The following is a 12443-nucleotide window of genomic DNA, read 5'->3' as shown; positions in this document are numbered from 1 at the left end:
ACAGCTCACCAGAAGCGAAAAATTTCGCGCAAGGCGTCGCCGATGGACGCCAAGGTACCGTGCTTTCTTTCGACCAGCTCATGGCCGTGGCTCTCGCGCCAGTTCTTCGGCTCGTCGAAAGTTCCGCCCCAGATGCCGGCTTTGCCCGCGCGCGCAGCAGCTTCCTCGGTCTCGAAATCGCCAAAGGCGACCGCCCAGCCGGCCTCGACCTGTGCGCGGTTGAGATCCTTGCCGCCGGCCTTGCAGTCGCCGAGCAGCCTGCCGTAGCGGTCCCGCTGCCAGCCGCTGCAGGAGACGGCTTTGCCGGCGATCAACCGCACCAGGGACTGCCGTGCGAGCTTGCCGCAAGGATAGTCGGCACCGTCCTTGCGACAGATCTGCGAATATTCCGGCGCGACGATGCCACGCATGCGGATGCGCTCGCCGCCGAGCGTGATGCTATCGCCGTCATTGACAGTGGCCGCGCCCTCCGTCTTGCGCGTCTCCACCCGGTCGAGGCGCGCCGCCAGGAGGATCAGCAGGCCGAGCACGATGAGTGTCAGCCCATAGTCCATCAGTCGGCGCCACAGGCTTCGCGGACGCGGCGCATAGTATCGCTGGCGCGGCCATCGCGACCACGAACGGCTCATATGGCAAACCGTTGGTTAATCATTCGAACGTAGCTTAACGATTTGAAATTGCTGCCCGCGTAAATTGAAGACTTCATGCCCCTGCAACGCTCGACCATGGCAGACAAGTTTATTGTGGACCGCAGGAAACGCCATCGCAACAGCGATGTCGCGCGCGCGGTGCGCAAGACGCGCGACCGTCTTTCGCAGCAAGCCGGAAATCCCGACTTCGACCGCGAGCTGTTGAAGCTCCACGCGCTGTCGATGACCGGCGGCGTGATCGTCATTCCGCTGCTCGTTCTGGCAACGGCCGCGGCAGGCTTGTTCGCGGGCATCGGCAAGGAGATCGGCGTCTGGGCGCTGTTCACATTCATCTGCTATACCATCGTTGCATTCATGGCCAGACGCGTCACTCAAGCGTCCGAGCTCAACCCGCTGGAGACGCACAGGGATTTCCTGATCGGCCATTTTCTGTGCGGGCTTGGCTGGGCTTGGTTCGCATGGCTCGGCTGCGAAACTTGCCAAATGGATCAGTTCCAGGTCGCCAAGGCGGTGGTGCTGCTGCTCGCCATGTCGGCAACCGCGATCCTGGCCTCGTCCCTGCGCGGTGCGCTGTTGGCGACCTTCGCCCTCCCGGTCGCCATCTATGCTTATGCCAGTGCGAAATTATGGATGCCGGTCGAAGTGATCATGGCAGGCTTGCTGATCGCCTCGTTGCCTTTCTTCGCCTATGTAGCGCGCCAGCTCAACCGTTCCTCGCTGATGCTGCTGTCGTTCCGCTCCGAAAAGGATGCGCTGATTGCCGAACTGGAGACGGCGAAATCGATGTCGGACGAGGCACGGCGGCGGGCGGAAGACGCCAATCTGGCGAAATCGCGTTTCCTGGCCTCGATGAGCCACGAGCTGCGCACACCGCTCAACGCCATTCTCGGCTTTTCCGAAGTGATGGCCAACGAGGTGCTCGGCCCGATGAGCAACCCGACCTATCGCGACTATGCCCGTGACGTGCACGACTCCGGACAGCATCTGCTCGACCTGATCAACGAAATTCTCGATTTGTCGCGCATCGAAGCGGGCCGCTACCAGCTCAACGAGGAGCCGATGATGCTGCTCTCCGTCGTCGAGGATTGCTGCCACATGATGGAGCTGAAGGCGCGCAACAAGGACATCCGCATCGTCCAGCATTTCGAAAACGCCTTGCCGCGCTTGTTCGCCGACGAACGCGCGGTGCGGCAGATTGCGCTCAATCTGTTGTCCAATGCCATCAAGTTCACCGCCACCGGCGGCGAAATCCGCGTGCGCGTCGGCTGGACGGCGGGCGGCGGGCAATATCTCTCCGTCAAGGACAATGGGCCGGGCATACCGGAAGACGAGATTCCGATCGTGCTTTCGGCCTTCGGCCAGGGCTCGATCGCCATCAAGAGCGCCGAACAGGGCACCGGGCTTGGCCTGCCGATCGTGCAAGGCTTGCTGGCCATGCATGGTGGCGAATTCCAGCTCCATTCCAGGCTACGCGAAGGCACCGAGGCGATCGCCATCTTCCCGCTGAGCCGGGTGATGGAGGAACTGCCGGCGCTGCCGACCAAGGCGGTTGCCTCGCGCCGGCGCTGAATGCTTAACCGCGGACCGCGGCTGCCATGCCGGAGCTGGTCAGCGCGGCGGCCTTGACCAGCCCAGCGGCAAGCGCCGCCCCTACCCCCTCGCCTTGACTGACGCCCAGATCGAGCAGCGGGCGAAGGCCGAGGCGCTCGGCGGCCTTGGCATGGCCAGACTCCGGCGACAGGCTTGCGAGGAGACAATGATCGAGCGCCGCGGGGTTGGCGGTATGTAGGACACCAGCGGCGGCAGTCACCGCAAACCCATCGAGCAGCACCGGGATCTTCTGCATCCGCGCCGCCAGAATGGCGCCGCAGATCGCGGCGAATTCCCGCCCGCCGACCCGGCGCAGCGCTTCCAGCGGGTCCTTGAGGCTCGCGCCGTGCAACGCGACCGCGGCATCGACCACCTCCGCCTTGCGCCTCTGCATCGCCGCGCCCGCCCCTGATCCAGGACCGACCCAGTCGGCGCCGGTGCCGCCGAACAGTGCCGTGCAAAGGGCCGCGGCGACAGTCGAATTGCCGACGCCGAGGTCGCCAAGGCAAAGCAGGTCGGTGCCGCCGGCAATCGCTTCCATGCCGAAGGCCATGGTAGCGGCACAACCGCGCTCGTCCAGTGCCGCATCCTCGGTAATGTCGGCTGTCGGAATGTGCAGGGCCAGATCGAACACCTTCAAGCCGAGATCGTTGGCGATGCAGATCTGGTTGATTGCTGCACCGCCGGCGGCGCAGAGCTCGACTGCATTTGCCGTGGCGGCAGCGGGGCGCGGCGAAATGCCGTGGCGGGTGACGCCATGATTGCCGGCAAAGATCGCCACCAATGGCCGCGTCACCGCCGGCGGCGCGCGGCCGCTCCAGCCGGCGAGCCAGGCGGCGATGTCCTCGATGCGGCCAAGCGAGCCTTTGGGCTTGTCTGCCTTGGCAAACAACTGGCGCACGCGGGCCTTGGCCGCCATATCTCCCGGCGGCAGGCTCACCAGGAGGTCGCGAAAATCGTCGAAAGGCAGCGCGCTGGTCATGTCGATGGCGATCATCCGTGTGAATTGGTGAGCGGCATAGCCGCCTTGGCCAGCCGGCACAACCTCAAGCCGGCACAACCTCCAGGCCTGGTACAACTTGGCGGTATTGACGCGAAAGCATTCGTTGGCGGCGCTTCCCGGAGGGCTTGCATTGACTTTGTCGTTGCACCATGTGGAGGCTAGCCAAGGAAATCCTTATGACGGCCATTGAATCCCCGTGCGTCCTGGTCTGCTCGATCGATATGAAAACCGGCTTCTGTTTCGGTTGCGGGCGCACGCGCGAGGAAATCGCCGCCTGGATCGACATGACCCCGCAAACCCGCCGCAGCGTCATGGCCGAGCTGCCGGCAAGGCTGGAAACGGTCGAGCGACGCCCCCGCCGGGAAACCCGTCGCAGCCGCATGGCACGCGAACGCGACGCCCTCTCGTGAACCGGCCGCAGAGATGAACCGACTGCTGTGGATTCTGATCGTCGCGATAGGGGCGGGTGTATTCCTGCTCATGCTCAACGATTCCGCCGGCAGTACATTCGGCATTGAGAATTACGATTTCAGCCAGCTGATCTGGCTTGGCGCTTTAGCGGCGCTCGTCGGCGCCGGACTGCTCAGATCGGGCAGGCCGTTAGGCACCATGGCCCGCAGCCTCGGCGCCTGGGGTGCCATCGTGCTGGCGCTGATCGCCGGCTATCAGTACCGCTATGAGTTGCAGGATTTCGCCAGCCGCGTCACCGCCGGCCTTGTTCCCGGCAGTCCGCTGGCACTGGGCGTGGAAGAAGGCCATGCTACCGTCACCCTGGACAAGGCCGGCAGCGGCCATTTCGAAGCGCGCGTCACGATCAACGGCACGCCGATCCTGACGGTTGTCGATACCGGCGCGACCAGCACCGTGCTGACCGCCGAGGACGCTCTGGCGGTCGGGTTCAATTCGGCGGCTCTCCGCTTCACCATACCGATCTCTACCGCCAACGGCATGACACGCGCGGCGGCGGTGCGAACCAACGAACTGTCGATCGGCGGCATCGTGCGCAAGGACATGCCCATCATGATCGCCGCACCAGGCACGCTCGGCCAGAGCCTTCTCGGCATGAATTTCATCGGCTCGCTATCGGGCTTCGACATCCGTGGCGATCGCATGATTTTACGGGATTAAGTTTTTCCTCAGGCCGCCTCTGCGGTCCGGCCGAAATCGACCTCTGCGAAGGCTGACTTCAGCACCTCCGCTCCGGCACCCGGCCGTGTCGCCTCGGTGGAGAGGATCTGCCGGTAGCGGCGTGCACCGGGCAGGCCGTGAAACAGCCCGACCATGTGCCGGGTGACATGCCCGAGGCGCCCGCCCTGCTCGATATGGCGTGACGCGTAATCCGCCATGGCATCGATCAGTGCGGCAAAATCGAACGACTCAGCTGTGCTGCCGTAAAACGCGGCATCGATGCCGGTCAGTATCCCTGGCGTGTGATAGGCGGCGCGGCCGAGCATGGCGCCATCGACATGGTCGAGATGCGTCAGCGCCTCTGCGAGAGATTGAATGCCGCCATTGATGCCGATGAATTTGTTTTTCTTTCTGGCTTTCAGCCGATAGACGCGGCCATAGTCGAGCGGCGGGATGTCGCGATTTTCCTTTGGGCTCAGTCCTTCCAGCCAGGCCTTGCGGGCGTGCACCCACAGCGCGTCGGCGCCGGCCGCGAAAACACCATCGGCCAACGCATCGAGTGCCGGTTCCGGATCCTGCTCATCGACGCCGATGCGGCACTTGACGGTAACCGGTATTTTCACCGCCGCCTTCATTGCCGCGACGCAATCCGCGACGAGCACGGGCGTCTTCATCAGGCAGGCGCCGAAGGTGCCCGACTGGACGCGGTCGGACGGGCAGCCGACATTGAGGTTGATTTCATCATAGCCGAAGGTTTCGCCGATGCGCGCCGCCTCGGCCAGCTTTCCCGGATCGGCGCCGCCGAGTTGCAGCGCCACCGGATGTTCGCTGTCGTCGAAGCCGAGCAGCCGCTCGCGTGCGCCGTGGATGACCGCATCGGCCACCACCATCTCGGTGTAGAGCAGCGCCTCGCGCGTCAGCTGGCGATGGAAGAACCGGCAGTGCCGGTCCGTCCAATCCATCATCGGCGCCACGGCAACTTTGTGGCGTAACATATTCATTTTACTATTTTTTCTGTCTCAGTCCGTCCGATACTCCGTTCGAATGACAGAGCAATTTGGCAAGAGATGCACACCCAGCTAACCCGATATACGATTTTGCCGCCGCAACTGAAAGCAAATTGGCATGTTACACATGTCACTGTACGCACCAGTTAGATGCCTGCCGTGGAACGATGGACCGCCGGCGGCATACCAGTCAGCCAAGGCGAAGCGTGTTGCGGGCGATCTGCCACGCGGATTCGACATGCCGCCGCGCCGCCTCCTCCGCCTCGTCCGGCTTGCGCGACCGGATTGCATCCATGATTTCGGTCATTTCGGCGATCGCCGGCTCGCGGCGGTTCTCCGACGCGATCGTCATTGAGCGGAGCTGGTTGATGCGGACATTCAACCCCGTCACGATTTCCCAGGCAATGCGCTTGTCCGCCGCCTCGAACAGCGTTTCGTAGAACTTGGTCGTTGCCCGCATCACTTCGACAGGCGCACCGGACGCCCACGCCTCAAGCAGGTTCGTCAAGGCGGCATCGAGCGATGCGATCTGCGCGTCCGTGGCCGTTAGGGCGCAAGCCCGCGCCGCGATGCCCTCGAGCAGCGCCCGCAATTCATAGATTTCGTCGGTGCGGCCGAGATCCGGCTTGGCCACGGCGGGTCCATGGCCCGGTATCATCTGCACCAGGCCTTCCGCCTCCAGCTGCCGCAGCACCTCGCGCACGACGGAACGGCTCACCCCGAGCTGATCGCATAGCGGCCGCTCGACCAGCCTTTCACCAGGCTGGAAATGGAAGCCCATGATCGCTTCACGCATGCGCTCCAGCGCCAGCGTCCTCAGCGTCTTGGCAGAGCGGTCGATCCGCAGCGTATCGACTGACATTTTCTCTCCCTACCCCGATCCGGCCACAAAACAGATTCCATAGCTGATTGACAAGGCTTCTGGTGCTCCATAATATGGTATACCATAAGATGATCTAAAGATTTCGGCGTTGCACGACGCCGTGGCGACCGAGGACCTCATGAAACCAGCCATTCGAAAGATCGTCACTTACATCGAGAACACGCTAATCGAGGGCGGCAAGGAAGCCCCAAAACCGTTGCGCCTGATCGGCGTCGCCGCCGTGCTGACAAACCCTTGGGCGGGCCGCGGTTTCACCGACGACCTGTCGCCGGAGATCCGCGTCATTGCTCCCGTCCTCGGCGAACTGCTGACCCGCGAGATTATCGCCGTTGCCGGTTCCGGCGAGGCAATAGATGGTTATGGCAAAGCCGCGGTCTGCGGCACGGCGGGCGAGATCGAGCATGCATCGGCGCTGATCCATACGCTGCATTTCGGCAACCATTACCGTCGCGCGGTCGGCGCCAAGACCTATCTCGCCTTCACCAATCTGCGCGGAGGGCCGAACACCCCGATCATGATCCCGCTGATGGACAAGAACGACGAAGGCCGCCGCTCCCACTATCTGACCGTACATTTCCAAATCGGCGACGCGCCCGCGCCCGACGAGCTGGTGGTGGCGCTTGGCGCTTCGATTGGCGGCCGCCCGCACCATCGTATCGGCGACCGCTATCAGGACCTCAAGGAGGTCGGAGACCTGCATGGCTGACGTCGCTGCCACCGCATGGGTCCGGGACACGGCTCCGGACGGCACCGGCTTCATCCGCGCCGGCTCCGGCGCGCCGGTTCTGTTCATTCACGGTGTCGGCATGAACGCCGCGATCTGGCACGATCAGATCGCGACGATGAAAGACCATCATGACCTGATCGCCATCGACATGCTCGGCCACGGCGTTTCACCGCTGCCGCCGGAAGAAGCCAGCCTGTCGGATTTCGCCGATCAGGCGGTCCGCCTGCTCGACCATCTTGGCGTGGCGTCGGTGTCGATCGTTGGCCATTCGATGGGCGCGCTGGTCGCTCTGGAGACCGCCCTTCGCACCCCTTCGCGCGTTCGCTCCATCGTCTGTCTCAATGCGGTATTCCGCCGCCCCGCGGCCTTGGCGCAGGCCGTACGCGAGCGTGCGGCCGCGCTCGGCACCCATGGCAACCCTTCCGCCATTGCGGCTACGCTCGCCCGCTGGTTCGGCGACCCGCTGCCGGCGAATCTTATCGGGGCGGCCACCACAGCGCGCACCGCCCTTGAAAGGGTCGACCCCGAAGGCTACGCGCGCACCTATCGCCTCTTTGCCCATGCCGATGCTGAGCACGCCGATGCTCTCCCCGGTCTTGCCGCGCCGGCCCTGTTCATGACCGGGTCGCAGGACAGCAATTCGACCCCGGCCATGTCGGCGGCGATGGCGAGGCTTGCGCCGCACGGCCAATGCCTCGTGCTCAATGGAGAAAGGCACATGATGGCAATGGCTTCACCTGAAAAAGTGACCAAACACATCATGGAATTTCTCGACACGGCAGGAGACGCTGGCGTGAAGCCGGAGACGGATGCAGTCTTTGACAGCGGCGAATTCCGGCGCGCGCTCGGCTCCTTCCTGACCGGCGTCACCATCGTCACAACGATCGGAGTGGAAGGCGAACCGCGCGGCTTCACCGCCAACTCCTTCACCTCGGTCTCACTCGAGCCGCCGCTGGTGCTTGTCTGCATCGCCAAGAGGGCGCTGGGGCACAGTGCTTTTTCGACGTCGAGAGGTTTCGCCATCAACATCCTGTCAGAGGACCAGAAGGCCCATTCCGGCATCTTCGCTTCCAAAGCAGCGGACAAGTTCGCGGCCGTGAGCTGGCAACCGGGCCGGACCGGCAATCCGCTGATCGACGGCTCCGTTGCGGTGTTCGATTGCGGCATGGAGCAGCTGGTCGATGCTGGCGATCACTCGATCCTCATCGGCCGCGTCCGCGACTTCAGCCACAACGGAGCCCAGCCCCTCGGTTATTGCAGAGGCACCTACGTCACGCCTGGCCTTAGCCAGGAGGCGCTGGCGGCGGCGCCCCCCGATACGGAGGTCGGCGCCATTCTCGAGAACGAGGGCCGTGTGCTGTTCGTCGAAACGGCCGACGGGATTTATGAATTGCCTGCGGGGCGCGGACTGGGCACGCCCAACGATGCGCGCAGCCTCAATGGGCGCCTTGCCGCCAGGGCCATAGACGCCCAGCTCGGCTTCCTGTTCGCGGTGTGGGACGATGCCGCCGAACCCTGGCGCACGCATGTTTATTATCGCGGAACGGTCGAGGGATCCTATTCCGACGATCGCCAGATGCGGCTTGTCGACATCGAGAAGATCGCCGATCTGAAGATCGCCGATCCCGCGGTGCGTTCGATGCTTGCCCGCTATGCGCGCGAACGTACGGAAGATGCATTCGGCGTCTATGTCGGCAACGAGGTCGAAGGCGAAGTCCGGCCGCTCGCCAAGCCCTCGCCTTCTCAAATTCCTCTTTCCGGCCGCGGGTGAAACCGATGAAGTTTTCGCTTTTCGTGCACATGGAGCGATCGGATCTGGCAAAGCCGCATTCCGAGCTTGTCGGCGAGCTGGAGGAGTTGGTGCTGCAGGCGGAAGAGGCAGGATTCGAGACTGCCTGGATCGGCGAGCATCACGGGATGGAATTCACCATCTCGCCGAACCCGTTCATCAACATCGCGTGGCTCGCCGCCAAAACCAGGCGCATCCGGCTCGGAACCGGAACCATCGTCGCGCCGTTCTGGCACCCGATCAAGCTTGCCGGCGAAGCAGCGATGGCCGACGTCATCACCGGCGGCCGTCTCGACATCGGCATTGCGCGCGGCGCCTACGCTTACGAATACCAGCGACTTTTCCCAGGCCTCGAGGCCTGGAGTGCCGGCCAGCGTATGCGCGAGATGGTGCCGGCGATCCGCGGCCTATGGGATGGTGATTTCGAACTCGCCGGCGAGTTCTGGTCGTTTCCTTCAACCACCTCGTCGCCCAAGCCGCTGCAAAAGCCTTATCCACCGATCTGGGTGGCCGCACGCGATCCGAACTCGCACGACTTTGCGGTTTCCAGCAAATGCAACGTCCAGGTTACGCCGCTCGCCTCGGGCGATGACGAAGTGGCCAGCCTGATGGAGCGTTTCAATGCGGCGTGTAATGCCCACCCCGACGTACCAAGGCCGGCGATCATGCTGCTGATGCATACTTTCGTCGCCGAGGATGCCGCGGAGGCTGACCGGCTCGCGCAGGATCTGTCGCAGTTCTACTGCCAGTTCGGCGCCTGGTTCCAGAACAAGAAGCCGGTGCACCAGGGCATAATGGAAGCGCTGACCGAAGACGAGATCGCGGCCATGCCGCAATATGCGCCTGACAAGATCAAGCAGAACCTGGTCATTGGCGAAGCCGACGAGGTGATCGCCAGGCTGAAGGCCTACGAAGCGCTCGGCTACGATCAGTATTCGATCTGGATCGACAGCGGCCTTTCCCATCGGCGCAAGAAGAAATCGCTGCAGCTCTTCATCGACAGGGTGATGCCGGCCTTTTCCGAGCCGAAAGCTGGATTGCGATGAGCACTACTCAATTCAGGAACTATATTGACGGCAGCTTCGTCGAAGTGGCGGCGACCTTCGACAGCATCGATCCCTCGACGGGCGCGCCATGGGCGAAGATGCCCGCTGCATCGTCTGATGACGTCGACCGCGCCGTCGAAGCTGCTCACCGGGCGCTTGGCTCCGGCACGTGGCCGGCAATGACGGCAACGGCACGCGGCAAGCTTCTGGTGCGGCTCGGCGATCTGGTGGTCGCCAATGCCGACCGGCTGGCGGAACTCGAGACGCGCGATACCGGCAAGATCATCCGCGAGACCCGCGCCCAGATTGCCTATGTCGGCGACTATTACCGCTATTATGGCGGGCTGGCCGACAAGCACGAGGGTTCGTTTGTCCCCATCGACAAGGCCGACATGGAAGTGACCATCCGGCCGGAGCCAATTGGCGTCGTCGCCGCCATTGTGCCGTGGAATTCGCAGCTCTTCCTGTCCGCCGTCAAGCTCGGGCCGGCGCTGGCGGCCGGCTGCACCATCGTTCTGAAAGCATCGGAAGACGGCCCTGCCCCGTTGCTGGCCTTCGCCGAACTCGTCCATGAGGCGGGATTTCCCGCCGGGACCGTCAACATCCTGACCGGCTTCGGCCACGATTGCGGTCACCGGCTGACCAGTCATCCGCTCGTCGCCCGCGTCGCCTTCACCGGCGGTCCCTCGACCGCTCGGCAGATCGTCAGGAATACGGCGGAAAACCTCGCCTTCACGACGCTCGAGCTCGGCGGCAAAAGCCCGGTCGTGGTGTTTGCCGATGCCGATCTGGACAGCGCCGCCAACGCGGTCGTTGCCGGCATCTTCGCTGCCACCGGCCAGAGCTGCGTCGCCGGCTCGCGGCTGCTGGTCCAGCGCTCCGTGAAGGACGAATTCCTCGCCCGGCTCAAGCGCAAGGCCGAGGCGATCAGGATTGGCGATCCGCAGGATCCCGCGATCGAAATGGGACCGCTCGCCACCTCGCGCCAGCGCGAATGGATAGAGAGGATCATTGCTGAAAGCCTGGCCGCGGGCGGGCAACTGGTCACCGGCGGCATCCGCCCCGCGGGCATGGCGGACGGCTTCTATTACGCGCCGACGATTATCGACGCGCCTGATCAGACCCTTGCCTGCGTGCGCGAAGAGCTCTTCGGCCCGGTGCTCTGTGTGCTAGCCTTCGACAGCGAAGCTGAAGCGCTTTCGCTCGCCAACGACACGAAGTTCGGCCTGGCGTCCGGCGTGTTCACCACCAATCTGGCAAAAGCCCACCGCATGGCGCGCGGCATCCATGCCGGCGTGGTCTGGATCAACACCTATCGGGCGGTCTCGCCGCTGGTTCCGTTTGGCGGCTACGGCCAATCCGGGCTCGGCCGCGAGGGCGGCCTCGATGCGATCCGCGACTACACGCGTTCGAAATCGGTGTGGATACGCACCTCCGACGACCCGATTCCCGATCCTTTTGTCATGCGGTAGCCGCCGCCGGCCGGAGATGCGCGATCAAGGCGAAAACGACCGATCGCGAACAGACAACAACGAAAACAACAGAGGAGAACGACATGAAACTGATCATCACCGGCTTCCTTGCCGGCTTTATTGCAACGACAGTTCTGGCAACGACGGCCGCAAAGGCCGAGGACATGGTGTTCACCAGCTGGGGCGGGACGACCCAGGAAGCGCAGACCAAATCCTGGGCCGAGCCGTTCACCGCTGCATCCGGCATCAAGGTCATGCAGGACGGCCCGACGGACTACGGCAAGCTGAAGGCGATGGTCGACAGCGGCAGTGTCAACTGGGACGTCGTCGACGTCGAGATGGATTTCGCCATCAAGGCGGCCAAGGACGGTCTGCTCGAGCCGATCGACTTCAAGACCGTGCCGAAGGCCGACCTCGATCCGCGCTTCACCACCGATCACGCCGTCGGCAGTTTCTACTATTCCTTCGTTCTCGCCTGGAACAAGGGCGCGATTTCGGGTGAACCGGCCGGCTGGGCCGACATGTTCGACCTGACGAAGTTCCCGGGCAAGCGGACCTTCTACAAATGGTCGGCGCCCGGTGTCATCGAGATCGCGCTGCTGGCCGATGGTGTTCCGGCGGACAAGCTCTATCCGCTGGATCTCGATCGCGCCTTCAAGAAACTCGATACCATCAAGTCGGACATCGTCTGGTGGGGCGGCGGGGCGGAGTCGCAGCAATTGATCGCATCCGGCGAAGCAACGTTCGGCCAGCTGTGGAACGGCCGCGTCTTCGCACTGGACAAGGATGGCGCCGATGTCGGCGTCTCCTGGAACCAGAACCTGACCGCAGCCGACGTTCTGGTGGTACCGAAGGGTGCCAAGAACAAGGATACGGCGATGAAATTCCTCGCCGCGGCGAGCAGCCCCGCCGGCCAGGCCAAATTTGCCGAAGCCAGCGGCTATGCGCCGATCAACACCAAGGCCAAGGCAGAGATGCCGGCCGATGCCGTGAAATCGCTGCCGGACGCTCATGTCGACGGACAGATCAATCTCGACATGAACTACTGGGCCGCCAATCGCGACACCATCGCCGCGCGTTGGTATGCCTGGCAGGCGAAATAAGCCCGCCCTTGAACCGCAATGGACGAGACGGTTCGCGCCGTCTCG

General features: G+C 63.6%; 12 protein-coding genes. 8 read left to right on the top strand and 4 right to left on the bottom strand.

The features are described from left to right. Positions 1-5 precede the first annotated feature (5 nt). Positions 6-629, bottom strand: a complete 624-nt coding sequence (locus tag NKI97_RS06100) for a thermonuclease family protein (protein ID WP_352833094.1) — start codon at positions 627-629, stop codon at positions 6-8. 75 nt (positions 630-704) lie between these two features. On the opposite strand from NKI97_RS06100, the gene NKI97_RS06095 reads away from it, so the two are divergent. Then, positions 705-2219: a sensor histidine kinase gene (locus NKI97_RS06095; RefSeq protein WP_352744176.1), complete on the top strand. Its 1515-nt coding sequence runs from the start codon at positions 705-707 to the stop codon at positions 2217-2219. A 4-nt stretch (positions 2220-2223) separates the two neighbouring features. Here NKI97_RS06095 and NKI97_RS06090 read toward each other — a convergent pair whose 3' ends face one another. Further along, the gene (locus NKI97_RS06090; RefSeq protein WP_352744261.1) at positions 2224-3222 is read right to left on the bottom strand and encodes a nicotinate-nucleotide--dimethylbenzimidazole phosphoribosyltransferase; all 999 of its coding nucleotides are present in this window, start codon (positions 3220-3222) and stop codon (positions 2224-2226) included. Positions 3223-3419: 197 nt separating this feature from the next. Between NKI97_RS06090 and NKI97_RS06085 the strand changes: the two genes are divergently transcribed. Together NKI97_RS06085 and NKI97_RS06080 are read left to right on the top strand one after the other, a co-directional pair. Continuing rightward, complete coding sequence (locus tag NKI97_RS06085; protein WP_352744174.1) at positions 3420-3653, top strand: DUF1289 domain-containing protein; 234 nt, start codon at positions 3420-3422, stop codon at positions 3651-3653. Between the two features lie 13 nt (positions 3654-3666). Then, positions 3667-4371, top strand: coding sequence for a TIGR02281 family clan AA aspartic protease (locus NKI97_RS06080; protein ID WP_352833091.1), 705 nt, complete (start codon positions 3667-3669; stop codon positions 4369-4371). Between the two features lie 8 nt (positions 4372-4379). Here the strand turns inward: NKI97_RS06080 and dusA are convergent, their stop codons facing one another. Further along, positions 4380-5372: a tRNA dihydrouridine(20/20a) synthase DusA gene (dusA, locus tag NKI97_RS06075; protein WP_352833088.1), complete on the bottom strand. Its 993-nt coding sequence runs from the start codon at positions 5370-5372 to the stop codon at positions 4380-4382. 196 nt (positions 5373-5568) lie between these two features. Continuing rightward, positions 5569-6240, bottom strand: a complete 672-nt coding sequence (locus tag NKI97_RS06070; protein WP_352744168.1) for a GntR family transcriptional regulator — start codon at positions 6238-6240, stop codon at positions 5569-5571. Positions 6241-6379: 139 nt separating this feature from the next. Between NKI97_RS06070 and NKI97_RS06065 the strand changes: the two genes are divergently transcribed. The 5 genes from NKI97_RS06065 to NKI97_RS06045 all read left to right on the top strand — a co-directional run bounded on the left by NKI97_RS06065 (position 6380) and on the right by NKI97_RS06045 (position 12398). Next, the gene (locus tag NKI97_RS06065) at positions 6380-6967 is read left to right on the top strand and encodes an amino acid synthesis family protein (protein ID WP_352744166.1); all 588 of its coding nucleotides are present in this window, start codon (positions 6380-6382) and stop codon (positions 6965-6967) included. Next, positions 6960-8759, top strand: coding sequence for an alpha/beta fold hydrolase (locus tag NKI97_RS06060; protein ID WP_352744164.1), 1800 nt, complete (start codon positions 6960-6962; stop codon positions 8757-8759). The genes NKI97_RS06065 and NKI97_RS06060 overlap by 8 nt, the downstream gene beginning before the upstream one ends. Positions 8760-8764: 5 nt before the next feature. Continuing rightward, positions 8765-9823 carry an LLM class flavin-dependent oxidoreductase gene (locus NKI97_RS06055; RefSeq protein ID WP_352448868.1) on the top strand — a complete coding sequence of 353 codons (1059 nt, stop codon included), beginning with the start codon at positions 8765-8767 and terminating at the stop codon, positions 9821-9823. After that, entirely contained in the window at positions 9820-11295 is a 1476-nt protein-coding gene (locus NKI97_RS06050; protein ID WP_352448867.1) for an aldehyde dehydrogenase, read from the top strand. Before NKI97_RS06055 ends, NKI97_RS06050 begins: the two co-directional genes overlap by 4 nt. Positions 11296-11378: 83 nt before the next feature. After that, the gene (locus NKI97_RS06045) at positions 11379-12398 is read left to right on the top strand and encodes an ABC transporter substrate-binding protein (protein WP_352448866.1); all 1020 of its coding nucleotides are present in this window, start codon (positions 11379-11381) and stop codon (positions 12396-12398) included. Positions 12399-12443 lie beyond the last annotated feature (45 nt).

Origin of the sequence: Mesorhizobium sp. M0296 (assembly GCF_040321675.1) — a bacterium.
Taxonomy (GTDB): Bacteria; Pseudomonadota; Alphaproteobacteria; order Rhizobiales; family Rhizobiaceae; genus Mesorhizobium.
Note: the sequence above shows the minus strand (reverse complement) of the source record. Positions and strands in the feature narration are given on the sequence as shown.

Excerpts from the sequence above, each read along its gene's own strand:
- NKI97_RS06080 (WP_352833091.1), top strand. The coding sequence starts at position 3,667 with ATGAACCGACTGCTGTGGATTCTGATCGTCGCGATAGGGGCGGGTGTA.
- dusA (WP_352833088.1), bottom strand. The coding sequence starts at position 5,372 with ATGAATATGTTACGCCACAAAGTTGCCGTGGCGCCGATGATGGATTGG.
- NKI97_RS06100 (WP_352833094.1), bottom strand. The coding sequence starts at position 629 with ATGAGCCGTTCGTGGTCGCGATGGCCGCGCCAGCGATACTATGCGCCG.
- NKI97_RS06065 (WP_352744166.1), top strand. The coding sequence starts at position 6,380 with ATGAAACCAGCCATTCGAAAGATCGTCACTTACATCGAGAACACGCTA.
- NKI97_RS06095 (WP_352744176.1), top strand. The coding sequence starts at position 705 with ATGCCCCTGCAACGCTCGACCATGGCAGACAAGTTTATTGTGGACCGC.
- NKI97_RS06050 (WP_352448867.1), top strand. The coding sequence starts at position 9,820 with ATGAGCACTACTCAATTCAGGAACTATATTGACGGCAGCTTCGTCGAA.
- NKI97_RS06055 (WP_352448868.1), top strand. The coding sequence starts at position 8,765 with ATGAAGTTTTCGCTTTTCGTGCACATGGAGCGATCGGATCTGGCAAAG.
- NKI97_RS06070 (WP_352744168.1), bottom strand. The coding sequence starts at position 6,240 with ATGTCAGTCGATACGCTGCGGATCGACCGCTCTGCCAAGACGCTGAGG.
- NKI97_RS06060 (WP_352744164.1), top strand. The coding sequence starts at position 6,960 with ATGGCTGACGTCGCTGCCACCGCATGGGTCCGGGACACGGCTCCGGAC.
- NKI97_RS06090 (WP_352744261.1), bottom strand. The coding sequence starts at position 3,222 with ATGACCAGCGCGCTGCCTTTCGACGATTTTCGCGACCTCCTGGTGAGC.
- NKI97_RS06045 (WP_352448866.1), top strand. The coding sequence starts at position 11,379 with ATGAAACTGATCATCACCGGCTTCCTTGCCGGCTTTATTGCAACGACA.
- NKI97_RS06085 (WP_352744174.1), top strand. The coding sequence starts at position 3,420 with ATGACGGCCATTGAATCCCCGTGCGTCCTGGTCTGCTCGATCGATATG.